At 59.0% G+C, this 24,657-nt stretch carries 20 protein-coding genes; 5 read left to right on the forward strand and 15 right to left on the reverse strand.

The features are described 5' to 3' along the window. Positions 1-389 precede the first annotated feature (389 nt). Positions 390-1,784 (reverse strand): NarK family nitrate/nitrite MFS transporter, encoded by a 1,395-nt coding sequence (locus tag QMZ29_RS09220; RefSeq protein ID WP_282994175.1) that lies wholly within the window; start codon positions 1,782-1,784, stop codon positions 390-392. 350 nt (positions 1,785-2,134) lie between these two features. Here QMZ29_RS09220 and narX point away from each other — a divergent pair, with 350 nt between their 5' ends. Continuing rightward, on the forward strand, positions 2,135-3,919 hold the full coding sequence (gene narX / locus QMZ29_RS09225) for a nitrate/nitrite two-component system sensor histidine kinase NarX (RefSeq protein WP_261427345.1): 1,785 nt from the start codon (positions 2,135-2,137) through the stop codon (positions 3,917-3,919). Between the two features lie 10 nt (positions 3,920-3,929). Next, complete coding sequence (gene narL / locus QMZ29_RS09230; protein ID WP_025303216.1) at positions 3,930-4,580, forward strand: two-component system response regulator NarL; 651 nt, start codon at positions 3,930-3,932, stop codon at positions 4,578-4,580. On the opposite strand, the gene QMZ29_RS09235 is transcribed toward narL, so the two are convergent. Then, positions 4,577-6,088, reverse strand: a complete 1,512-nt coding sequence (locus QMZ29_RS09235; RefSeq protein ID WP_089180477.1) for a YchO/YchP family invasin — start codon at positions 6,086-6,088, stop codon at positions 4,577-4,579. The two genes, narL and QMZ29_RS09235, sit on opposite strands and share 4 nt — an antisense overlap. A 430-nt stretch (positions 6,089-6,518) precedes the next feature. Between QMZ29_RS09235 and QMZ29_RS09240 the strand changes: the two genes are divergently transcribed. Then, positions 6,519-7,187, forward strand: coding sequence for a prepilin peptidase (locus QMZ29_RS09240; RefSeq protein ID WP_147823912.1), 669 nt, complete (start codon positions 6,519-6,521; stop codon positions 7,185-7,187). On the opposite strand, the gene QMZ29_RS09245 is transcribed toward QMZ29_RS09240, so the two are convergent. The 10 genes from QMZ29_RS09245 to chaB all read right to left on the reverse strand — a co-directional run bounded on the left by QMZ29_RS09245 (position 7,184) and on the right by chaB (position 18,327). Further along, positions 7,184-8,794, reverse strand: coding sequence for a hypothetical protein (locus tag QMZ29_RS09245; protein ID WP_261427348.1), 1,611 nt, complete (start codon positions 8,792-8,794; stop codon positions 7,184-7,186). The genes QMZ29_RS09240 and QMZ29_RS09245 overlap by 4 nt on opposite strands. A 231-nt stretch (positions 8,795-9,025) precedes the next feature. Further along, positions 9,026-10,600, reverse strand: a complete 1,575-nt coding sequence (locus QMZ29_RS09250; protein ID WP_060433333.1) for an ABC transporter substrate-binding protein — start codon at positions 10,598-10,600, stop codon at positions 9,026-9,028. A gap of 132 nt (positions 10,601-10,732) precedes the next feature. Continuing rightward, entirely contained in the window at positions 10,733-11,404 is a 672-nt protein-coding gene (locus tag QMZ29_RS09255; protein ID WP_043138574.1) for an ABC transporter ATP-binding protein, read from the reverse strand. Then, positions 11,401-12,243 (reverse strand): ABC transporter ATP-binding protein, encoded by an 843-nt coding sequence (locus QMZ29_RS09260; protein WP_261427352.1) that lies wholly within the window; start codon positions 12,241-12,243, stop codon positions 11,401-11,403. The genes QMZ29_RS09255 and QMZ29_RS09260 overlap by 4 nt, the downstream gene beginning before the upstream one ends. Beyond that, on the reverse strand, positions 12,233-13,102 hold the full coding sequence (locus QMZ29_RS09265) for an ABC transporter permease (protein WP_016927339.1): 870 nt from the start codon (positions 13,100-13,102) through the stop codon (positions 12,233-12,235). Before QMZ29_RS09265 ends, QMZ29_RS09260 begins: the two co-directional genes overlap by 11 nt. After that, a complete protein-coding gene (locus tag QMZ29_RS09270) occupies positions 13,099-14,154 on the reverse strand; it encodes an ABC transporter permease (RefSeq protein WP_049204111.1) in 1,056 nt (351 codons plus the stop codon). The genes QMZ29_RS09265 and QMZ29_RS09270 overlap by 4 nt, the downstream gene beginning before the upstream one ends. Then, positions 14,154-15,722, reverse strand: a complete 1,569-nt coding sequence (locus QMZ29_RS09275) for an ABC transporter substrate-binding protein (protein ID WP_261427354.1) — start codon at positions 15,720-15,722, stop codon at positions 14,154-14,156. The genes QMZ29_RS09270 and QMZ29_RS09275 overlap by 1 nt, the downstream gene beginning before the upstream one ends. A gap of 175 nt (positions 15,723-15,897) precedes the next feature. Beyond that, complete coding sequence (cbl, locus tag QMZ29_RS09280) at positions 15,898-16,851, reverse strand: HTH-type transcriptional regulator Cbl (protein ID WP_025303225.1); 954 nt, start codon at positions 16,849-16,851, stop codon at positions 15,898-15,900. 301 nt (positions 16,852-17,152) lie between these two features. After that, positions 17,153-17,848, reverse strand: a complete 696-nt coding sequence (locus QMZ29_RS09285; protein WP_043138579.1) for a gamma-glutamylcyclotransferase — start codon at positions 17,846-17,848, stop codon at positions 17,153-17,155. A gap of 251 nt (positions 17,849-18,099) precedes the next feature. Continuing rightward, positions 18,100-18,327, reverse strand: coding sequence for a putative cation transport regulator ChaB (gene chaB / locus QMZ29_RS09290; protein WP_025303227.1), 228 nt, complete (start codon positions 18,325-18,327; stop codon positions 18,100-18,102). Between the two features lie 130 nt (positions 18,328-18,457). On the opposite strand from chaB, the gene QMZ29_RS09295 reads away from it, so the two are divergent. Both QMZ29_RS09295 and chaA read left to right on the forward strand, forming a co-directional pair. Then, on the forward strand, positions 18,458-19,276 hold the full coding sequence (locus QMZ29_RS09295) for a siderophore-interacting protein (protein WP_025303228.1): 819 nt from the start codon (positions 18,458-18,460) through the stop codon (positions 19,274-19,276). A 294-nt stretch (positions 19,277-19,570) separates the two neighbouring features. Next, positions 19,571-20,674: a sodium-potassium/proton antiporter ChaA gene (gene chaA, locus QMZ29_RS09300; protein WP_025303229.1), complete on the forward strand. Its 1,104-nt coding sequence runs from the start codon at positions 19,571-19,573 to the stop codon at positions 20,672-20,674. Positions 20,675-20,710: 36 nt separating this feature from the next. Here chaA and lpxO read toward each other — a convergent pair whose 3' ends face one another. The 3 genes from lpxO to efeB form a co-directional block, all read right to left on the reverse strand. Beyond that, complete coding sequence (lpxO, locus tag QMZ29_RS09305) at positions 20,711-21,613, reverse strand: lipid A hydroxylase LpxO (protein WP_025303230.1); 903 nt, start codon at positions 21,611-21,613, stop codon at positions 20,711-20,713. 234 nt (positions 21,614-21,847) lie between these two features. Continuing rightward, a complete protein-coding gene (gene phoH, locus QMZ29_RS09310) occupies positions 21,848-22,636 on the reverse strand; it encodes a phosphate starvation-inducible protein PhoH (RefSeq protein ID WP_015378226.1) in 789 nt (262 codons plus the stop codon). A gap of 716 nt (positions 22,637-23,352) precedes the next feature. Beyond that, positions 23,353-24,651 carry an iron uptake transporter deferrochelatase/peroxidase subunit gene (gene efeB / locus QMZ29_RS09315; RefSeq protein WP_089181026.1) on the reverse strand — a complete coding sequence of 433 codons (1,299 nt, stop codon included), beginning with the start codon at positions 24,649-24,651 and terminating at the stop codon, positions 23,353-23,355. Positions 24,652-24,657: the final 6 nt, after the last annotated feature.

Consider the following 24,657-nt stretch of genomic DNA (forward strand, 5'->3'; position numbering starts at 1 on the left):
AGAATGAGAGTTATCTGATTTAACCCTGTCACACATTCCACACGGCGCGTGCAGCATCTAAGACAAAACCCTATTGCTGATTTTATAACAATCGCACTAATTATGCCTTACCCTCCCAGAAATTTCATTTAACCTGCGGGAAAGACATTAATCTTTTAATGTAAGAATACTCTCAACAAAACGAAAAAACCGTGCAAATAATATAATACGCTTGGGAGAAGACATTCCCATATTGAGAGATATAACTATAAAAAAAGAAAAAAACGGCAAACGGAGATGAGAATTTTACCTAAAGGCAGAAAATTTCACTGAGAGAGCGAGGAGAGATGACTCGGAATGAGCGAAATATCCCTCCCCTGTCGGGAGGGATTGAGAAAATCGTTTGATACTCAGGCCTTTTTCTTGCGGCCATACACCGCCCAAGTGATGACCACACACAAGATATAGAACACCAGGAATACTTTCATTGCCCCCGCCGGGGAACCGGTCAGCGCCAGCGAAGTGCCGAATGCCTGGGGAATGAAGAAGCCGCCTGCGGCACCGATCGCCGAGATAAAACCCAATGCGGCGGCGGAGTCCGTCACCGCTTCACGCTGCGCGCTCTCGTCGCTGCCGCCGGCCGCTTTCACGCGATCGACAGTGATTTTACGGAAAATGACGGCGATCATTTGGAAAGTCGACCCGCTGCCCAGCCCCGCCGTGAGAAACAGCACCATAAAGATACCGTAGAAGGCGATGAACGAACCGCCCTCACCCGCCATCGGCAAGGTCAGGAACAACAGCGCGGCGAACACGACCATCACTACAAAGTTGATCAACGTCACCCGCACGCCGCCGAAACGGTCCGACAGCGCGCCGCCGACTGGCCGTGCCAGCGCACCGAGGAATGGCCCAAAGAAGGCGTAATGCAGGATCACTACGTCCGGAAATTGCGTCTTCGACAGCATGGCGAAACCGGCGGAGAAACCGATGAAAGAACCAAAGGTCGCGAGGTACAGCAAACTCAGCATCCATAAATGCCCACGCTTGAGCACCGGCAGTTGCTGGCGCAGCGATGCCTTGGCCGCGGCCAGATCGTTCATGCCGAACCAGGCCGCCAGGGTGGCAACCAGCAGGAACGGTACCCAGATCCAGGCGGCGTTTTCCAGCCACAGCTGCCCCCCCTCTGCCTGATTTTGCGCCGTGCCGCCAAACAGGCCAAACAGGCTGAAAGAAATCGCCAGCGGCGCGACCAGTTGCATGACGCTGACGCCCAGATTTCCCAGACCGCCGTTGAGCCCCAACGCACCGCCCTGACGCGCTTTCGGGAAGAAGAAGCTGATATTGGCCATGCTGGAGGCAAAGTTCGCCCCGGCGAAACCGCACAGCAGGGAAATAATGACGAACACGCTGTACGGCGTGCTGCTGTCCTGCACCGCGAACCCCAGCCACAGGCACGGCACCAGCAGGAAGCAGGTGCTGATGGCGGTCCAGCGACGGCCACCAAACAGCGGGATCACGAAGGAATACGGCACGCGTAAAATAGCGCCCGAGACCGACGGCAGCGCGGTCAACAGGAACAGTTGGTCGGTGGTGAAGTTGAAACCGACCTTGTTCAGGTTGACCGCAACGGCGCTGAACAGCATCCAGACGCAGAAGGCCAGCAGCAGGCAGGGAATGGAAATCCACAGGTTGCGGGTGGCGATGCGATGGCCACGCTGCTGCCAAAAGGCGCTGTCTTCAGGACGCCAGTCCTGAATCAGCGCACCGGTTTTCTTTGATGAAGACGTTGCAAGTTGCGACATAAAAACCTCAGACACGGGGGATCATTCCGCACACCCTAGGGGGCGGCCCCGGCGGCAAAGTTGATGTATATCAACCCGAATGCAAGTAGTTGGCGGCACAAATAGCGCCTTCATCCCCTTAGGGGTACACCCCGAATAAAAATTAAATCACTTTTAATCAATGTATTAGAAAGCATCACTCCGTCATTTTTACCGCTTCACCGTCCTGCTGGAAACTAATGGGTACTTCATTCGAGGTATGGGGTTATGCTCAGGGATAATCAAAAATACGGCTGAATCGTTACTTATTTACCTCGTCGCCGCCTTCGCCCCTGAGCTTCAGCGGCGCCAAATGCCAGGAACCCGCGCTTATGAAACGCCTGTTGGCCCCGCTTTCGATCGTGAATCAGGTCGCCCTGCTGATGTTGCTGTCGGGCATTCTGGGCGTGGCCGGCATGGGGATTTCCGCCTGGATGTCGCAAAGCATTCAGGGCAACGCGCATGCCATCAACAAAGCCGGCTCGCTGCGTATGCAAAGCTACCGACTGCTGGCGCAGGTACCGCTGGATGAACGGCATGAAACGTTGATCCGCGAACTGGAGCGCGACGAAAACAGCCCCGATCTGCAGCGTTCGGTGGAGCAGGAAGGGTTGACCCAACCGTTCGACGCCTTGCGTGATTACTGGCAACAGACTCTGCAACCTCGCCTGCGCAACGCGCAGCGCCCGGCCGATGCCGCCCCGCAGGTGGCGCACTTCGTGCAGCTGCTGGACAAGCTGGTCTCGGATATCGACAGGCAAACCGAGCGCCGCCTGCTGATGGTGACGCTGGTGCAGGCCGGCTTCATCGCGCTGACCCTACTGCTGTTGATCGGCACCACCTGCTACCTGCGGCGCCGGTTGCTGCATCCGTGGCGGCAACTGGTGGAGATGGCCTTGGCGGTAGGCCGCGGCGATTTTAGCCGCCGCTATGCACAACGCGGCCACCAGGATGAAATGGCGTCGCTTGGCGGCGCATTGAACACCATGTCCGACGAGCTGTCGGCGACCTACAGTGGGCTGGAGCAGCGCGTGGCCGAGAAGACCGCCGACCTGCAGCAGAAAAATCAGGTGCTGAGCTTCCTCTACCGCGCCAGCCGCCAGCTGCACGCCAGCGAGCCGTTGTGCAGCCGCCTGACGCCGCTGCTCAACCAACTGCAAACCCTGACGCCGTTGCGCGCCATTCAGGTGCGGCTGTATGAAAACGACAGCCGGGAACCGCTGCTGCAGCTGAGCGGCAACCAACCGCTAAGGCCGGAGCATTGCCATAACCCGGTGTGCAGCGCCTGCCTGAACGACAGCCACCGCCAGCATCCCGACAATCCGTCGCTGAGCTGGAGCCTGAGCGACAAGCTCGGCGACTACGGCGTGATCGTGGCACAGCATGCGCCGCAGCAACCGCTGAACGATGAACATCGCCAACTGATCAATACCCTGGTGGAACAGCTGACCAGCGTGCTGGCCATCGAGCGTCAGGTCGACCACCAACAGCAGCTGATGCTGATGGAGGAGCGGGCGGCGATCGCCCGCGAGCTGCACGACTCCATCGCCCAATCGCTCTCCTGCCTGAAAATGCAGATCGCCTGTCTGCAGATGCAGGGAGAAACGCTCACTTCGGCCAGCCAGGCGCTGGTGCAACAGATGCGTGAAGAGCTGAACGGCGCCTATCGCCAGCTGCGCGAGTTGTTGACCACCTTCCGCCTGCAGCTGACCGAACCGGGCCTGCTGGCGGCGCTGCAATCGACGGTGGCGGAGTTCAATCCCAAGCTGGGCCTGACCATCAGCCTCGATTACCAGCTGGGGCCACGCACGGTTCCGGCCTATCAGGCCATTCACCTGCTGCAGATCGCCCGCGAGGCGCTCAGCAACATCCTTAAGCATGCCGCCGCCAGTGAGGTGAGCATTCAGGTCATCAATAAACGGGGCGAAGTGACCCTAAGCGTCTGCGACAACGGACGCGGCCTGCCGGCCGAGACGTCTCGCCCCGACCATTACGGCTTGATCATCATGCGCGATCGCGCCAAGAGCCTGCACGGCCGCTGCGACATTTTACCGCGCAGCGGCGGCGGCACTGAGGTGCGGGTCAGCTTCACGCCAGATAACCACGCCATCGACTAACGGAGACACCATGACGACAGAAACCGCCGCCACCATCTTACTGATCGACGACCACCCGATGCTGCGCAACGGCGTAAAACAGCTGATTGGCATGGACGCTCGTCTGCAGGTCATTGCCGAAGCCAGCAACGGTGAACAAGGGGTCACGCTGGCGGAGCAGCACGATCCGGATCTGATCCTGCTCGACCTGAACATGCCCGGCATCAACGGGCTGGAAACGCTGGATCGTCTGCGCCAAACCGACCTGTCAGGGCGCATCGTGGTGTTCAGCGTGTCCAACCATGAAGATGACGTCGTCAGCGCGCTCAAACGCGGCGCCGACGGCTATCTGTTGAAAGACATGGAGCCGGAGGATCTGCTGAAGGCGCTGCATCAGGCGGCAGCCGGGCAGATGGTACTGAGCGAAGCGCTGACGCCGATCCTCGCCGCCAGCCTGCGGGAAAACCGCCCCAGCGCCGATCGTGATATTCAGCAACTAACGCCGCGGGAACGAGATATCCTGAAGCTGATCGCCCAAGGGCTGCCAAACAAGCTGATCGCCCGTCGCCTGACCATCACTGAAAGCACCGTCAAGGTACACGTCAAACACCTGCTGAAAAAGATGAAGCTAAAATCCCGCGTCGAGGCCGCCGTATGGGTGCTGCAGGGCAAAAACGGTTAATCGCCGCCGTACAGCGGCCCGGTTTGCGCCGGGATCGGCGGTGGCGTCAGGGTTTTGATCGGCGGCAGGCCCGCGTCATCGCCGGCGGTTGCCGTCAGCGGCGGCGCCACTTTCAGCTCTATCCAGTTGGACGTCACGCGCTGCTGTTTATCATCCTCCAGCGTGACCGATAGCCGGTAGCTGTTGGCGGCGTCCGGCGCGTCGTCCCACGGCGGCACGATCGCTGTCCAGCCCTGCGGATCGTTGGCGTTGTGCGGCGGCGTCAGGCTCAGCGCCTGCGTATCCCCCTGCCAACTGACGTGAGTGATGCCGTTCAGCGCCTTGATTTCCAGCACCAGCGGCACGGTTTCCCCCGCCTGCAGGCTCCACGGCGGCGTAGCCAGGAACACCTGCAGCGACTTGCGCTGACGGAACTCCAGCACCGGCACGTTCTTGCGTTCGATAGGATCGTAGCGGCTGCCGCGCAGCGACTTGGCCTGCGCCACATACTCCGGCGAAATCTGCTTCACCAGCGGTACCCCGAGCCGATAGCTCAGCGCCAGTTCGACCTGATCCTGGCTCTGCCCGCCCGCGCCAATCTTATGCAGTGCCTTCATCGTCACCAGCGGCACCGGAGTGTAATTGAGCCCCAGCTGCATCGCGCGCGGATCGTTTTGTTTTTTGCCGCTGCCGAACAGATCGACATTATCGCCCAGATACTGCTCATAACTGAGCGAACCGCCGATCTGGCGATAAAACGGCAGATAACCTTGCGTCGTGATGTCGTAACCGCGCGCCGGACGGCTGAAAAATACCCCATCGCCGGGCTGTTGCGACAACGCCGACAACGGGTAGTAATAGTTGGTGGAGAAACGCAGATAATCCCCCCAGGCTTCCGCACCGACGCTGCCTCTATTGCGCTGCCGAGCAAAATCGCTGTCGAGCGCCGTGTTGTACCCCAGCAGCCAGTCGCCGGCGATCCAGCGTTGCCCCAGCGCGAAATTGCCAAGCGCCCCGGCGCTTTGCTGCAGCCAGCCGATCTGGCTGTAGGTCAACAATCCGTCGACGTCGTACAGCGGGCTGAATAACTGCCCGTTGCTGCCGGTAAAGTCCCCCTCGCCGCTCATCTTCAGCGATAGCCTGGCGGTACCCAACGGCGACAACAGCTCCTGCGCCTGTTGCTGCAGCGCACCGGTCGCCTGGCCCAGCAAATAATCTTCGGCGCGGCTGCGCATCTGTTGACGTGAAACGTTGTTCAACTCTTTTTCGCCGAGTTGCTTGGCCATCTCGGCCCACTGCTTCTCGCGCGCGGCATCGTCGGGCGCACCGCCCAACTCCGGCAAATTCGCGGCCGGGTCCGCGGCGGCCTGTTCAGAAGAGATGACGCTGTCCGGCGCCGGCGGGGATTCGGCGCACGCGGCCGCTGCGCCGGCCAGCCACACCAGTGGCCCGGCCAGCCACGCCGTCTGGCGTCGGCGCCAGAATCGTTTTTTGGTCTTGATAAGTATTGCCTGAATCACGTCTTTCATGACACCGTTGGCCTCCCTCCCTCCTGGAGCATGCCAACCCACTGCTTTGCTGCCGCCTTTCCCACGGCAGATCTGAAAAACCTTACGTCCCGGCCTGGCGGGGACGCCTCTCTCTTAAAGCCTAACGGCTTGACGAGCAGAAACAATAGGATAAACCCCAATCGCTCTTCAGTGACAGCGTCACTTGCACCATTTACCGATCCATTCCCGCCGCCAAATGAATTCACCGCATTTTAGCGTCGATTTTGCCGATAAAAAGCACAGCACACCACTGCTGAGCGCCACCGCGCAAGGCATTGTATCACTCTGCAATACGTAAAGTGGCGATGCGTACGACTGCGCATTCCTCACAATCCACCGCATTTCACCCCGATGAAATATGCATTTTGCCGTTATTTTAAACATCTGTTTCACGACTGGCGGAGCCTTGATGTTTATTTCCTCACTGTGGCACGCGCTGTTTTTCACCGCGCTGCTGTCGGCGGGTCTGGTCGCCTTCGCGCTCATCACCCGCTTGGAGCGAACGGCGGCCGTGCGCGCCAGCCCGCCGAGATTGCGCCGCCGCAGCCTGCTGCTAACGGCCCTGGGTTTGGCGTTGACGGCGTTGCCCTTCGACCTGCCGGCAGCACACCGGCTGTGGTTACCGCCGGCCGCGGCACTGCTGATCGCCCTGGCCTGGCTAGACGGACGTCACCGGTGGCTGCCGGACCGGCTAACCCAGCCGCTGCTGTGGGGCGGGCTGCTGTGCAATCTTGACGCTCGCTGGGCAACGCTTGACGACGCGGTTCTCGGCGCCGTGGCCGGTTACGGGGCATTGTGGCTGCTCAACGCGCTTTATCGACAGGTGCGGCGGCGCAACGGCATTGGCCAGGGCGATTTCAAACTGCTGGCGGCACTGGGCGCCTGGCTCGGTTGGACGATGTTGCCGCTGCTGGTCTGCCTGGCGGCAATGTTCGGATTAGGCATGGCATTGGCGCGCGGCCGACGCAACCGTCGCGCCTGGCGAACGCCGCAACCTTTCGGCATCGCCTTGGTGGCCGCCGGCTGGCTGCTGCTCTTGATGGGCGCCGGTCAGAACGCGCCGGCGTTGTTCGGTTAGTTCTTCAGGGTCTCGATCAGCCTATTGAGCAATCCGGCCACTTCTGCCGTGCTGGCCGTTGTCGGATTGGCCAGTGGTTGGATCACCGCGAATCTGGTCGTGGATAACACCTCATCGCTGCGAATTTCCAATGCGTCGGAGGGAGGCGCGCTCAACGAAACGCCGTCCGGCCGCCAGTAGCTGCCGCGCGTAGTCTGCACCTGATAACTGCCAAAGCCGAAATCTTTCTCGACGCGGTAATATATTTCGCAGCTCAACGGCCCGGAGCGCCGCAACATAAAGGCGCCTTTCGCACTATAGCTGCCTTTATTGACGACAAAAGCGGTCGCCTGCGAAGACAGATCGAACGTGATGTATAAATCGCACGCCAGCACCTTGGTGCTTACGCCCTGTTGAAGCGTAATGCGCGTTGTAGGCTGCCGATCCGGCGCGGTCAGGGTGCCTAAAAAAGTCCACGATGGCTGTTTCGAGATATTGCGCGGCAAATGATTGCTGGTGGCGGAAGGGGCAATTCCCCGCTCGCCCAGGCTGTACATCGCTTCAACCCCGCTTAAAAACGACGTCACATCGACGGTGCTTTTGCCGGCCACCGGGACGCCGCCGTTGTATACGTTACTGAAGGTTACCTCGGTATTGTTGCTGCAGGCAGCGATCGCCACCGGGAAAGGCGTCTTAGAACCGCTGTAAAGAGTCAACTGACCGATATCCCAACGAGATTCGTTGATGAATCGGCACAACACGCCCCCGCTCTCCACATTCTGCGCGTCCTGGATATTGATATTGCCTATCGTGCCTTGAGCAAAGTTGGTGGACAGCACGCTGACATTGGCGGCGCGCCGCGTGTTGCGGTTCTCGCAACCCAACGAATTGATCGTGCCGTTAAAATCTTTGAAAGAGTAGATATCGCCGATGCAGTCATCCGCAGCCAACGAGCCGATAGTAGAGTAAAACCCTGAAATTCTGAACGCCGTACCCTTGGCGCGAGCGGCGTAGAGGCCGTCTATAAAATTGGTGGTGCCAGACTTGTCCATCCACAGCACCCCATCGCCCGGGCGATTGGCGTTTGCCTCCATCTGCACGTTCACCAGCCAGTTGATGAACATGTCGCCCGAGACAAACAGCGAATAACCGCCGACCTTGGTGTAAATGTCGCGAATATCAAACTTCGTCATATTGCGGTCGCTGAACCACACGCCGTGGGTGTCGTCTACGCCGGTATCATCCCGCAACGTCAAGCCGTGCAGCGTCAGATTGGCGAAGCCTTTCACCACGATCACCGCTTTCTTCGTTTCGCCCTGTTCGTTGGTGTAACTGCTGTCTGCCGTCTTGACAATTTTGGTCGCCCGCCCCAATCCGACCACCCGTAAACCGATGCCGCCGTAGATGTCCGTTGTCGTCTGAATGAGTACGTGTCCGGCGACCGTATACACCCGCTTCCCCAGGGACAACGTACCGCCGGCTTGCAGCGCCGCCGCCGCCGCTTTGTTGATCGCCGGCCCCCAGTTGCTTCCGTCGCTGTCCTGATAAAACTGTTCCGGCGTAACCACCTCACCGGTGGCAAGCAAGGTTGCTGCGCGCGCTGCTGAAGCCTTTTCGTTATTGTCCATAATCTCTCCTGACGTGATGTGTCCGCATCATTGCGGACGACCGCGGTGAAAGGCGTAAACAACGCCGCCTTTCGAAGCCAATCTATCACCGTCATATGAGCACGCTATGAAATTTCATTTTATTTCACCCTGACACAACATTTCACGATTCGTGGTGGCAACAGCAAGCGATTTCACGCGCTGTCGGCCTATGGCGCGACAGAAAGCTCGGCCAGGCGCACGGCGTTGCCGTCACTTACTGACCCGATCCAGATACAACATGCTGTTGGCGATATCCAGCCGGGCACCTTCGACATTGTCCCGCAATGCCACCAGCGTTTGCCCCTGCAGCGCCACCACATAGGGCGAACTGGCCTGTAATTCCCGTTGCAACGTGACGTAGCGTGCGCTGCGCGCGGCGCTATTCCCTTCCGCAGCCGCGGCACGCGTTTCCGCGCTGATGGCGGGAATGCCCCACTGGGTGCGCCAGGCCAAGGTTTTCGGCCCGCCTGACACGTTGTAAGCAAAGGCACTGGCGTTGGTGTTCGGATCCAGGTAGTCGGCGCCCCAGTAGGTGAAGATCGCCTGAAAATCGCGGCCGCGCATCTTGCCCCACAGATCGCTTTCCACCACCGGATGGATATCCAACCGCAGTCCGGCCTGCGCAAAACTGGCCTGCAGCGCCTGCGCGATGTCGGTATACGGCGGTTGGTTGATGACGATAAGATCGATGCGCGTACCTTCAGCGATGCCGGCATCGCGCAGGATCTGTTTGGCTTTGTCTACGTCGAGCTTAAATGGCCGATCGTCGAGCGCGCCGTCCAATCCCTGCGGCAAGAAGGCCTGATGCACGCGATATTGCCCTTTCAGCAGCTGCTCGGCGATGCTCTGATAATCCACCAGCCAGCGCGCGGCCTGCCACAACGCCGGATTGCCCAGCGCCGGATTGTCTTTGCTGCCGGTGTTGAAACCGAGGTAATAGATCCGGGGCGCATCGGCCTGTTCGATGCGCACGCCCGGCGCGTTGCGCAGCGAGTCGAACTGGTCGGCGCCCAGATCGTAGGCCACGTCGGCATCCCCCTTCAGCAACAGCAAACGGCGGGTGCCGGCGTCGCTGACGTTCTTGAATAGCACCGTTTTCAACCTTGCCGGCGACGGCGCGTAATCGTTGCGGCCAAACAGCAGCGCCTCATGCGGCACATAGTTATTTACCCGATACGGGCCGCCGCCGGCGGAATGGCTGCGCAGCCAGGCGTTACCGTAGTCCCCCTGCTGCGCGTGCTCGTTCAGCAGCTTCTCATCCACGATCGAAGCCACGTTCGCCGTCAGCAGCCGCAGCGCCAGCTCGCTGCCGATGTTGGCGGGCCAAGTGAGTTGCACCTGGTTATCCCCCACCTTCTTCAGCTGCTGCTCAACGTTATCCGGCGTCCAGCCAAACTCACCGAGAATAAACGACGGCGCCTTGTTCAGCTTTACCGCACGCACCAGCGAGAAAATCACGTCTTCAGGCCGCAGCGGATTGCCGGAAGCAAAACGTTGCTGCGGTTTCAGGGTAAAGGTCAGGCTGTGGCCATCGGCGCCCGCCTGCCAACTGCCTGCGGCGTCCGGCGCCAGCTTTTGCGGCGCGGTGCGATCCGGCGCCACCAGGCGCTGATAGAGGTTGACCAGATTGGCCGAGCTGACGGTTTCAAAGCTCTCCGCCGGATCGAGGCTGATAATGCCCTCCAGCGAACTGACCACCACCAAGGTATCCTGCGGGGTGGCAGCCTGCGCACCGAAAGCGGCCGCCAGCGCGCCATACAACAAGGTTGGGATTAACCGTTTCATCGATACACTCTCCACAATCACGCGGTTGCGCTGTTTGACGAGTGTAGAGGGTAAGAATTAACAGAAGAACGACGATAAATTGCTTTATTTATTACCAAGATGGATATGCCCGCCACGTTGGCGGGCATAGGGTCAAACGATGATGCGGCCGTGCGCCATTGCCACCGAACGATCGCACATGTGGTCAATCACGTCCGCATCGTGGCTGACCAGCACCATAGTCAGATCGCCCGCCTGTTTCAGCTCGTTAAGCAGGTTAAGGATTTCCGCCTGCACCGACATGTCCAGCGCCGAGGTCGGCTCATCCAGCAGCAACAGCTTCGGCCGCAGCAGCAATGCGCGCACGATCGCCACGCGCTGCCGCTGCCCGCCCGACAGCTGATGCGGATAGCGATCCAGCAGGCGCGGATCCAACCCCACCTGGCGAAAGCCCGCGCCGATTTTGCGTTCGATGTCGCTTTCCTGCAGCAGTTTTAGCGGTTCCGACAGCGTACGCAACAGCCGGTGTTTAGGGTGTAGCGAAGCATAGGGATCTTGAAACACCATCTGCACCTCGCGCCGCAGTTCGCCGGTAAATGCCTGCCCCGGTTGTAGCTGCCGCCCGAGCAGTTCAAAACCGCCGCGCCAGCTGTCGTTCAGCCCGGCCAGCACCCACAGCAACGAGGACTTGCCGCAGCCGGAAGGCCCCACCAGGCCGAAACACTCGCCCGGTTCGATGCGCAGGTTAACGTCGTGCACCACGGTGCGCTGTTCATAGCCCTGACGGTGACTGACGCTGAGGTTCTCCAGTGCAATTACGCTCATTTCAACGTCTCCAACAGCGCGCGGTCCAGTACCGGCAGCGGTTTGCCGCGCGTCTCGCGGCTCGGCCGACACGCCCACAGCGTGCGAGTATAAGGGTGCGTGGCCTGCGCCAGCTCTGCTGCCGGCAGTTGATCCAACAGCTCGCCTTTGTACATCACCAGCACCCGCTCGCAGTGGTGCGCCACCTGCTGCAAATCGTGGCTGATCAGGATCAGCCCCATGTTGCGTTGCGCCACCAGATTGTCTATCAGTTGCAGCACCTGATCGCGCATCTGGTGATCCAGCGCCGACGTGGGTTCATCGGCAATCAACAGCTGCGGATCGTTGATCAACGCAATGGCCAGCATCACCCGCTGCCCCATCCCGCCGGAGAGCTGATGCGGATAACGGCCGCACAGCGCCGCCGGATCGGGCAAACCCACCGCCGCCAACATATCCAGCACTTTTTCACGCCGCTCGGCGCGGCTTAGCTTGGCATGCAGCACCAGCGGTTCCTCCACCTGACGGCCGATCGGCTGATTGGGATTCAGCGCATGTTTGGGATCTTGCATCACCATCGCCACCCGGTCGCCGCGCAGGCGGCTCCACTGGCGTTCGCTCAGGCGCGTCAAGTCTTCATCGCCCAACGTCAGGCGCTGCGCCTGCAGCTGCAACGGCGGCGGCAATAGCCCCATCAGCGCACGCGCGGTCAACGATTTGCCGGAGCCGGACTCACCGACCAGCGCCAGTCGCTCCCGCCCCAGGCTGAACGAAATATTCTTCACCAGCGCCACCGGCTGCGGCCCCGGCACGCCGATCGCCAAACGTTCAACGGTCAATAAGGTGTTATCAGTGCCCATGACGAGGATCCATTTTGTCGCGCAGGCCATCGCCCAGCAGGTTAAACGCCAGGCTGGCGAACAGGATCGCCCCGCCCGGTGCGGCGGCGACCCACCATTGGTCGAAAATCACTTTACTGCCTTCGGCCACCATCGATCCCCATTCGGCGGTCGGCGGCGCGACGCCCATGCCGAGGAACCCCAGACCGGCGGCGGACAAGATGATGCCGCCCAGACTCAACGCCGCGCGCACCACCGCGCTCGGCAGGCATAAAGGCAAAATGTGGCCGACCATCAGCCGCAGCCCGTTGATGCCCTGCATACGCGCTGCCGCCAGGTAGTCGCTGCGGCGCAGCGCCAGGGTTTCGGCCCGCGCTTGGCGGGCAAAGGCCGGCCAGCTGGTCAATGCCAACGCCAGCGCGCCGTTCATCAGCCCCGGCCCCATGACCGCCACGAACGCCAGCGCGATCACCAGGCTCGGCAACGACAGGAAAATGTCGGTCAGACGCATCAAAATACGCTCTACCCAGCCGCCGAGATAACCGGCGCAAATGCCGACCAGCAGACCAATGGGAATGGTCAACACCAGAATCAACGACACCAGGATCAACGTCGGCCGTGCGCCGTAAATCACGCGGGAGAGCAAGTCACGGCCGAAGCCGTCGGTGCCCAGCCAATGTGCGGCGGAAGGCGGCAGTAACCGCAGCTCGATATGCTGCAGATTGGGATCGAAAGGCGCCAGCCACGGAGCCAGCAGCGCGGTGACGATCAGGATCGCCACCAGCGCCGCGCCCAGCGTCAGCGTGGTCAGGCGCCGACCGCGGCGGTAACCGACGGCCGGCTCGCTTTGCGGTTCGTGTTCAGAGAGATATTGGCTCATCGGGTTCGCGGATCCACTAAATAGGTCAAGGCGTCAGCCAGCGCATTCAACAGCACGAAACAGGTGCCAATCAGCAGCGTGGCGCCGAGGATCGCCGGCGTGTCGGCGGCAAACAGCGCCGAGGTCAGGTAACGCCCGACGCCGGGCCAGGCGAACACCGTTTCGGTCAATACCGCGCCCTCGAGCAGGCTGGCGTAGGAGAGAGACAGTACGGTGATCAGCGTGCCCAGCACGTTGGGGAACACATGGCGCAGCAGAATGCGCAGGCGGCCGGCGCCCTTGGAGCGCGCCAGCGTCACGTATTCCTTGTTGCATTCTTCCAGCATCGCCGCGCGCAGCAGCCGGGTGATACCCGCCATCGACAGCAGCGCCAGCGCCACCACCGGCAGCCACAGGTGGCTGATGGCGTTGTAGAACATTTCGCGATCGCCGGACAGCCAGCTGTCAATCAACACGAAACCCGTACGCGGCTCCATGCTGTACAAGTAAATGTCATCCAGCCGCCCCGGCCCCGCCGACCAGTGCAGCGTGGCGTAGAACAGCAGTAGCCCGAGCAGGCTCAACCAGAAAATCGGCACCGAATAACCGATCAGCGACAGCAAGCGCGCCGCGTTATCCAGCCAACTGCCCGGTTTGAGCACCGCCAGAAACGCCAGCGTAATGCCGCCGAGAGCGCCGAGGATAATGGCGCAGGTGGCCAGTTCCACCGTCGCCGGGAAGGTACGCAGCAGATCGCTCAACACCGGCTGGGCGGTGATGCGCGAAATGCCCAGATCGCCATGCGCCAGGTGCACCAGATAGCGCCAAAATTGCACCGGCAGAGGCTGATCCAGCCCCAGCTCGTGCCGCACCTGCGCATAGGTGGCTTCGCTGGCGTGATCGCCCGCCACCTGCAGCGCCGGATCGATCGGCGCCAGGTGCGACAGCATGAAGGTGAACAGCAGCAGACCGAGCAGCGTTAACGCCAGCGACAGCGCGCCGCCGAGCAGCCGCCCGCCCCTGCGCCAATACCGCCGGGCCGCCCCGGCGCTGGCGGACAGGTCAGCAGCCATTACTTGCTGACCTTGCTGTAGAACACCATGTCAGGGTTGATGCCCTGCACATAGCCCTTAAGGTTGTCACGCACTGCGATCAGGCTGCGCGCCTGCAGGCCGATGACAAACGGCGAGCTTTGCTGCACCTCTTTCTGCAGTTGCTGGTAGTCGGCCACCCGTTTGGCGGTGTCGTTTTCTGCAGTGGCGGCCAGCGTCAACTTGCTCAGCGCCGGGATCTGCCAGTTGGCTCGCCAGGCCAGCGTCTTGCTGCCGTCCTCCGGGTTGTAGGCAAAGGCGGCCGCGTTGGTGTTAGGATCGAAGTAATCCGGTCCCCAGGAGGTCAGCGTCGCATCGTAGTTAAGCGTTTTCACCTTAGTGGAGACCTGCGAGCTGATGCCCGGCACCAGTTCGACCTTCACGCCGCCCTGAGCAAAACTGGCCTGCAGCGCCTGAGCGATATCCAGGTACGGCGGCTGGTTGTTGACGTCCAGACGGAAACTGACGTTGCTCAGCCCCGCTTTGGCCAGTATTTCTTTGGCTTTCTGTGGATTGAAGCTGTACGGCTGATCCTTGAGCGCGCCCAGATAACCGTCCGGCAGGAATGCCTGATGGCTCTGGAACTGCCCTTTCAGCAGATCGTCGGCGATGCCTTGGTAATCGAACAGCCAGCGCGCCGCCTCCCAAAACGCCGGGTTGCCGAGCGCCGGCGACGCCTTGGCGTTGAACTGCAGGTAATAAAGCGAGGCGTAAGGAATGGCCAACGGTTTGACGCCCGGCTTGCCCTTCAGGGCCGCCATTTGGTCCGCCCCCAGGTTGCGGGCGATATCGGCATCGCCCTGCTCAATCAGCAAACGGCGCGCGGCCGGATCGGGCACGTTTTTGATCAGGATGGTTTTCAACGTCGGCGCCCCTTCCGGCGAGCCGGGGTTCGCGTCCAGCACCACCACTTCGTGCGGCACATAGGTGCGAATTTTGTAAGGGCCGCTGCCGGCGGAGTGGCTGTTCAACCATTGGTGCCCCAGATCGTCGCCCTGCTGGTGCGCCAGCGCCTCTTTGGCGTCGACAATCGAGGATACCGGCGCCGACAGCAGGCTGAGCACGAAGGCCGGGCTGACGTTTTCATCCCAGCTGATTTTTACCGTATGGTCATCCACCTTGGTCAGGTGTTGATCCACGTTCTTCGCGTTCCAGCCCAGCTGCGTTAGGATAAACGACGGCTCCAGATTCAATTTCACCACCCGTGAAAGCGAAAAGATCACGTCCTCCGGCCGCAGCGGGTTACCGCTGGCGAATTTAGCGTCCGTGCGCAGGCTGAAAGTCAGGCTGCGGTTATCGGCGCCGGCCTGCCAACTGCTGGCCAGAGTCGGCTTGAGATCGATGGGGTTGTGCGGATCGGACTGGATCAAACGTTGATACAGGCTGTTGAACGACTGCACCGTGGTTAACTCAAATCCCTGGGCCGGGTCAAAGCTGACCACGTCATCGATAGACTGTGCGATCACCAACGTGTTGGCCGGCGTCGCCGCCTGTGCGTTAACGCTGGCCGCCACGGCCAAAAACAGCAAAGAAGGAACGAGCGCTTTCATCTGAAACTCTCCAAGCGGATGGAATTTATAATAATTTTTCGAGTGTATGCGAGCGCGATCGGCAGCTGAAGGTACTTAAATCACTATAGATATTCTTTTTATGTATATAGATGGGGTTTTGATTATTAGGCGGGCAATGCAGAATGCGCGGCAGGAATAGCCTGCCGCTTATCGGTTAAATCTGGTAATCAATCACCGCGTCCAGCTGCGACGAGAAGACCTTGTCTTTGATTTCGGTCAGCGACAGCGTCGGGTTGCACAGTTGGATAAAGCGCCAGGCATAGTTGCGCTGCAGCTGGCTGCGTTTCAGGCCCAGCCATACCGTATTGGGTTCAAACAAATGCTCGGCGTTGAGGCTGACCAACCCGCGATCGCGCTCTTTTTCATACGACATGTCCGCCAGCACGCCCACGCCCAATCCCAGTTCGACATAGGTTTTAATCACGTCGGAGTCTTGTGCGCTGAGCGCGATGTCCGGGGTCAGGCCCGCCGCTTTGAACGCCGCATCCAGCTTCGCGCGCCCGGTAATGCCCTGCCGGTAAGTGATCAGCGGCAAAGTGCTGAGCATCTCCAGCGTCACCTGCGGCTGACGCGTCAACTCGTGCCCTTCCGGCACCAGAATGGTGTGATGCCAGCGGTAATATGGGAACGACGCCAGCGATTCGTCGCTCATCAGCCGTTCGCTGGCAATGCCGATATCGGCTTCGCCGGCGGCCAACATCGAGACGATCTCTTCAGGGCTGCCCTGATTGAGCACCACCCGCACCCGCGGATAAAGCGCGCGAAACTCTTTGATCACCCCCGGCAGGCTATAGCGCGCCTGGGTGTGCGTCGTCGCGATATGCAGCTGGCCCGAGTCGTTACTGCTGAAGACATCCGCCAGGCGACGGATGTTATTGGCGTCGTTGAGAATGCGCTCCGCCACCACCAGCAGCTCTTTGCCGGGCTCGGTCATGCCCAGCAGCCGTTTGCCCCGGCGAATGAATATTTCGATGCCCAGCTCTTCTTCCAGCTCGCGAATATGCCGACTGACGCCGGACTGCGAGGTAAATAACGTATTGGCGACCTCGGTCAGGTTGTAGTTGCAGCGCGCCGATTCACGAATAATTTTTAATTGTTGAAAGTTCATCCCCGTCTCCCTGTTTCTTCCAGTAGCGTTAGCCATATTGATACGGAGTCCCGCGGGGCTGAACAAATAAGAAATAACCTTTACTTATGCAATTTAATACTAAGTCGATCATTCTGCTTCGCATAGGGGATGGGAAACTGACAAAAAACAGCGAATGACTTTAAAAATAACGAGATAGATAACCACAACAAAAACATGCCTTCAATCACTGTGCAAATTAAAGTTATTAAATATAGGCATTAGATATAAAAAAAGGGCTCAGCATGCTGAGCCCCTCACCGTTCGCATTCCCGCAGCAGCCTCAGGCGGTGGCCTCACTGCCGATGCCGCCGGTGCGGTTCTGCTGCAGCCATTGCTGCACGCAGCGCACCAGATCGCCGATGCAATCATCCTGCATGCCGTGGTGCTTCAACTCGTTATCCAGCGCAAACAGATATTGCGCGTTGGTGCCCAGCGGGCCGCTGGCGCTGGCGATCAATGGCGCGATCACCTGGTAGCTGGTGTCTTCTTCAAACAGCGGATGCTGCGGGTTCATCACGAATACCAACGCAGTAACCTTCTCGCCGCCATCCAACTGCAGCTCGCACCAGGTCGGCACGTAGCAATCGGTCACCATTTCGCGCTTCCAAAGCAGCTCCAACTCTTCACGCAGTTTGCTTTCCGGCAAGCGAAAGGCCAGGCCCGTAGTGTGGCCGCCGGCCTTCAACGCCAGCATGCGCCCCGGCTGATGCAGCGTGCCGCGCCCGGCGGTCAAGCGCATACAGAACGCCCGGTGCCAACCCTGCAGCTTGGCCGGCCGCACTTCTTCCGATTCGAAAACCGGGTTCCACATCAGCGAACCGTAACCGAATATCCATACGGGGCTGTGACCCGGCCGGCGCGATAAGGTGCAATCCAACGAGGCTGCACGCTGTTCAGGCGTCAGCAACAACGACTCCTCAATAGCGCCGAATGCAGTTTTGCAATCCGCTTTTTGCAGAAAATCTCGCGTTAACACTGATATTACCTCCCGGGAATACGATTTCTCGCCTTCCCTCGCCACTGCTGAACCTTTGATGTTTTATTTTCGGCTGCGGATTTTTATTAATTCAATCACCGCGCCTTATAAGAATGACCTTATTCTTTTCCTGACGTGCAATCAAGTTACAAAGCGGCGTTAAAGTGAAAAAGTATTTGTACTGAGCAGCAATAATATTAATTGTCTGGCTCCACATAATGTCTGCGCGATTTTTACTGCGTGATAATTCGTTACTTTTTATGCCAACGTTCGTCATCGCCCTTACGATAGCTTTGCTTGACCGCCGCCCAAGCTACCTTATGCGCCGTCTCTTCACGGCTGTCGTCACCGCGCCGGTCATCGGGATCGCGGTATTGTTGCCAGGCGCTGTTGAACGCTTCTTTATAGATCGCCTGCGCATGTTCCGGCAGCACATGCTTCACATTGTCCGGCAAGTCGTTCGTGCTGTGGTAGGGCATATGGCCTCCCCTTTCAGGATGAGTGAACCTTAAGCCTAGCCCACATGCGGTTTCGTCTCAATTAGCAAACAATTCTCATTATCAAACGACATGTTATACTCACCGCCAAACGAACTATAAGGAGATCCCCGTGACTACCGAAGCCCCTCGCTCACGCGCCCCCTACCTGATCGCCGTCAGTCGCGTACAGGACATTACGCCGCACCTGCGCCGCATTACCTTTACCGCCCCCGATCTGCGTTACTACCCGGCCAACGCCGCCGCTGCACACATCAAAGTCTTTTTGCCGCTCGCCGGCCAGACGCAGCCGGACCTGCCGACGCTGACCGAAAACGGCCCGCGTTGGGCCGCAGATGCCGTACGCCCGATCGTGCGCACCTATTCCATCCGCGCCGTGCGCCCGGAACTGGCGGAAGTGGACATCGAGTTCGCCATTCATGACCATCAGGGCCCGGCGGTCGACTTTGCGCGCCAGGCGAAAGCCGGCGATAAAATCGGCATCAGCAACCCGGGCGGCCCCAAACCGATGCTGCCGGCCGCCGATTTCTACTCCCTGGCGGGCGATCCCTCCTCACTGCCTGCGCTGGCCGCGCTGTTGGAAAACCTGCCGCCGCACAGCGCCGGACGCGCTTTCGTCCGCGTCGACAGCAACGCTGACGTCATTGACCTGAAAAAGCCTGCCGGCGTTGAGGTGAATTGGGTTGTCGGCGGCACAGAGAAAACCGACGAATTGGTCGCTCGGTTCCGCGCGCAATCCGTGCCGCAGAGCGATACCCACTTCTGGCTCGCCGGTGAAGATCGCCTGGTGGTAGAGCTGCGCCGCTACCTGCGCCGTGAACGTCAATGCGATCGTAATCGTCTTTATGCTGTGCCTTACTGGCGTGAGGGGCTAAATGAAGAGGGTTACCACAATAAACGGCATGAAATCATGGATAATATTGACGACTGATCGTCTCATCATCCTTGATTAACCGAGTACTAAACAAGTAAACATCACTTTTCTCAAATCTAACGTTAAAACTTGGCGTTATTGCGTAAAAGTAAGTAAATAAAACCGCACCCCGTGCGGTTTTTTTGCTACCCTGATCACATAAAGCAAGCAATTGCTTTCTCAGATAAAAACAACATCACACCGGCGCCGTGGGTGTATCCTAATATAAAATACCTACTGGAAACGCAGAGTTGCCGTATCACGGCAACCGGCGCTGACGGGCTACGCTGTTTGAGAAGGAGTGCCACCCTCATGAAGTCGCAACACGATCCTGGCCGATCCACCAAATCTCGCCACACCGAATACTCTCTGATCTTCCCTATCGCCGCGTTGGTAGTGCTAAATCTATGGGGTAGCACCGATAACTTTCCGCTAATCGTCGGCATCAATATTCTCGCGCTGGTGGGGATCCTCAGCAGCGCCTTCAGCGTGGTGCGCCACGCCGACGTGCTGGCCCACCGATTGGGCGAACCCTACGGCTCGCTGATCCTCAGTTTGTCGGTGGTGATCCTCGAGGTCAGCCTGATTTCCGCGCTGATGGCCACCGGCGACGCCGCACCGGCGCTGATGCGCGACACGCTGTATTCCATCATTATGATCGTTTCCGCCGGCCTGGTCGGTTTCGCGCTGCTGCTCGGCGGGCGCAAGTTCGCCACCCAGTACGTCAACCTCGGCGGCATCAAACAGTATCTGATGGCGATTTTCCCGTTGGCGGTGATCGTGCTGGTGTTCCCGAGCGCGCTGCCTGGCGGCAACTTCAGCACCGGGCAAGCGCTGCTGGTGGCGTTGATCTCCGCCGCCATGTATGGCGTGTTCCTGGTGATCCAGACCAAAACCCATCAGAGCCTGTTCGTGTACGAGCATGAAGACGACGATGGCGATCCGCATCACGGCAAGCCCTCTTCGCACAGCAGCGCCTGGCACGCCGCCTGGCTCATCGTGCACCTAATCGCAGTGATCGCCGTCACCAAGTTCAACGCCAATCCGCTGGAAGGCCTGCTGACCAAGATGAATGCACCGGCGCAGTTCACCGGTTTCCTGGTGGCGCTGTTGATCCTGTCGCCGGAAGGTCTGGGCGCGCTGCGCGCCGTGTTGAACAATCAGGTGCAACGCGCCATGAACCTGTTCTTCGGTTCGGTGCTGGCGACCATCTCCCTGACCGTGCCGGCGGTGACCATCATCGCCACCCTGACCGGGCAGACGCTGATCTTCGGCCTGCAAACGCCGCATATCGTGGTGATGCTGACGGTGCTGCTGCTGTGCCAGCTGTCGTTCTCGACCGGACGCACCAACGTGCTGAACGGCACCGCCCACCTGGCGCTGTTCGCCGCCTACATGATGACTATCTTCGCCTGATCAAAAAGGGGCGCACTCTGTGCGCCCCTGCCTTCGTTATACCGAGAAGAATATCGCCGCGGCGATCCCCCCGAACAAAATCCACTTGATGATGTAATAACCGGTGCGGTTCCAGGCCTTCAAGCGTTTCCCCACCCGGCGTATCGCATAGATGTATTTGAACATCTTGTTGACGCCGCCGGTGCGATCGCCCTCTTCGTTCGGCGCGGTGGCGGCGCTCATCAGATTGCGCCCCAGCCAGTGGTTAACCGCCTGTGCCCAGCGGTAGCGCATCGGCCGTTCGATGTCGCAGAACAGGATCAGACGATTCTGCCCGCTCTGATTTTCCGCGTAGTGCAGATAGGTTTCATCGAACATCACGCCTTCACCGTCGCGCCAGCTGTAGCGTTCGCCGTCCACCTCAATGAAGCAGCGGTCATCGTTGGGGGTAATCAGCCCCAGGTGATAACGCAGCGAACCGGCGTAAGGATCGCGGTGGCGCGGCAACCGGCTGCCGTCCGGCAGTTCGGCGAACATCGCCGCCTTGACCGAAGGCAGGCTGCGCAGCAGTTCCGTGGTCTGCGGGCACAGGGTCATGGCGGAAGGATGGCTGTCTTCATACCATTTAAGATAAAAGCGTTTCCAACCAGTCTTGAAGAATGAGTTGAAACCGGCGTCGTTGAATTGATCGGACGCCTTGATCTGCTGGATCTCCATCAGCTTCTGTCCTTCGTCGCGGATGGTTTCCCAGTTCTCCCGCAGTACCGCCAACTCAGGGAACTGCTCCGGCTTCAGGTACGGCGTAGTCGGCACACGGGAAAACAGATACATGAAAACGTTCAACGGTGCAGTAAAGGTGGAATGATCAGACAGCTGTCGCCACACGTTGTAGCGCACCCGTCCGCGGTAATGCACATAGACGACGCATAAAATAAGCAAAATCAGAATGATGTATTTCATGTTTGAATCGCATCAAGGAACCCACACGCTATGCGCCGCGCGGCGCACACCCCAGATAATGTCCTTTTGGCGGCACAGGCAAATTGCGCGCCAATCTGGAACCCATTAATCATTAACGCTAACTCAACGAAAATCTATACAAAAAACCACAATAATTTACACAAAGGTTAAACGAAATGATAAATGAGGGGCGATAAAAAGGCCGCCGAAGCGGCCTTTCCATTAGCGGATAGGTTAACTGTAAGCGTTGAGCGTGCGCTGGCACAAAGCGGAGCGTACGCAGTCCTGTTTTTCAAAGCGGATAACGCCGATCATCTCGTCCTCTTCGAAGCGTTCCAGGGCATCGCTGAGGCCGGATTTCACGCCGCGCGGCAGGTCGCACTGGGTCACGTCGCCGTTAACGATAACCGTCACGTTTTCCCCCAGGCGGGTCAGGAACATTTTCATCTGGCTGGCGGTCACGTTCTGGGCTTCATCCAGGATAACGACCGCATTTTCGAAGGTGCGTCCGCGCATATAAGCGAACGGCGCAATCTCTACCTTACCGATTTCCGGGCGCAGGCAGTACTGCATAAAGGAAGATCCTAAACGACGTACCAGAATGTCATACACCGGGCGGAAATAAGGGGCGAACTTCTCGGAGATATCCCCCGGCAAGAAACCGAGGTCTTCATCCGCCTGCAAAACAGGACGGGTAACGATAATCCGATCCACCTCTTTATGGATCAGCGCCTCCGCCGCCTTGGCGGCGCTGATAAATGTTTTGCCACAGCCCGCTTCGCCGGTGGCGAAGATCAGCTGCTTATTCTCTATGGCTGATAAGTAATGACCCTGAGCTTCGGTTCTAGCCTCGATGGGTGAGCTATCGCGCTTGTCTCGCGCCATGCCGATAGACTCGACTCCCCCCATTTGCACCAGCGAGGTCACAGACTCTTCTTCCAGCTGGCGATGACTACGAGCGTCACGACGAATAACGCGTTTCGCTTCACGACGTGCTTTGATCACTGCTTTCTGTCTACCCATAGTGGCACCTTACAGTTTGTTTCACCTACCGCAACGGCCAGGCCGTGCGATTATGTTTCACACACGTATTAGGTTTTGGCCTCCTCCGAGCCAATGAGAGCCAAGGGACAATGTGAATTGACGGCAACGCTTAAGCGCCGTTTTTTCACGGGACAACGCGGACTGCATCAATAAACGTGGAGTAAAAAGTGGTGAGATTCGGTAGCGATAAGAGTGCGGAGTTGCCGGTAAAAGAGAGTCGGAGAGAGAACCCTCGTTACAACGAGAAATCAGGGGAGATGTGTTATTTTTTCTTTCCAGCCCAACCAAGGACTTTACCATTAGCGATCCCCGCAGTGATATTTACAGCTTCAAGCTGTGCACCGTGTGAAAACTACCGCCAGATGATTACAGTATAATGACATTCAATCCTGTCGCGTTACTAAAATGTAAAAAAATTTTATATGTTTTGTTTTTAGTTGTCGTTAAAACACTATATCACGCGCGACACGTCATTCCATAAAAATTTTTAACATATAAATTTCAACAAATTACAATTAAAAACCGCGAATGACACTTTGGTTTCCTGATTAAATTTTGCACAACCAAAAAACGCGGCGGTGCGTGTTTTTTAATCCATAGGCCAGGTGTCGAATTGACTTTCGACGCTCAATCTTCCTTACGGCAGGCAAAACAAAGTAAAACGAGGCAGGCGATCCCGCCTCGTCATTCCGGGTTCAGGCCTTAAGCAGGCCGCTGGCCAGATAGTCACCGTTCTCTTTCACGCCCGGCAGCACGAAGAAATATCCGCCGCCAATCGGCTTGATGTATTCCTCCAACGCTTCGCCGTTCAGCCTTTTTTGCACCGTCAGGAAGCCTTTCTCCAGATCGGCCTGATAACAGACGAACAGCAGCCCCATTTCCAACTGCCCGGCATTGGAGACGCCAAGGGAATAGCTGTAGCCGCGCCGCAGCATCAGGTTGCTTTGGCTTTCCGGCGTGCGTGGGTTAGCCAAGCGAATGTGCGCGTCCATCGGGATCACCTTACCGTCGGGATCGTTCGCGTAATTCGGCTCGTCATGTTCATGCTTCATGCCGAGCGGCGCACCGCTGTGCTTCTCGCGGCCGAAAATGGTTTCCTGCTCCTGCAGCGGCGTGCGATCCCAAAACTCGACGCGGAAACGAATAATACGCGCCGCCTGATAGCTGCCGCCCGCCGTCCACGCCGGTTCGCCGACGCTGTCGCCGACCCACACCACCTTATCCATCAGCGGTTTGTCGTCGGTTTTCGGGTTGGCGGTGCCGTCTTTGAACCCCAACAGGTTAATCGGCGTCTCTTTGCCTTTGCTGCGCGCCGCGTGCGCGGAGATGAACCCTTCCCGCTTCCAGCGCACGCTGAGCAGATCCGGCGAGTGCTTGATGATATCACGCAGCGCGTGGAGAGCGGTTTCGTTGGTGTTGGCGCAGATCTGCAGCAGCAGGTCGCCGTGGCAAAGCCCGGCGTCCAACGCATCGTTGGGGAAGCGGGTCATTTTCTGCAATTTCAGCGGTTTGTGCGCCTGCAGACCAAAGCGTTCGTCGAACAGCGATGCGCCGACCGAGACGGTGATGGTCAGGTTGTCCGGGTAAATCTCCGGCCCCATGATGCCGGAATCGAGCGGCGGCAGCTTGGCGTCCACCTCCGGCGCCTTGCCGCCGTGAGTCAGGAAGGCGATGCGATCGGTCAGTAGCCGGAACAGGCGCTCCAGCCCCGCTTTGTCGGTCGCCAGCACATCGAACGCCACCAGCATCATCGCCGCCTGTTGCGGCGTCAGCACCCCGGCCTGATGGCGGCCATAAAACGGCTGCTTCTGCCAGCGCTCATCCTGCGGCGTCGCCAACGGCTCCGCCGCTTTGTCCGCCGCCTGCACCAGACGGGTGCCGCCCAGTGCCAGTGCGCCCAGCCCCAGCCCTTGCAGCAAACGGCGCCGCGAAGGCGATGCCGCCCCCTGAGAGTGCGGATGAGGCCCGTTATTCGGGCCTGCCTTGTTGCTCATAACCTT

The organism is Serratia sp. PF-27, assembly GCF_030053255.1.
GTDB lineage: Bacteria > Pseudomonadota > Gammaproteobacteria > Enterobacterales > Enterobacteriaceae > Serratia > Serratia bockelmannii.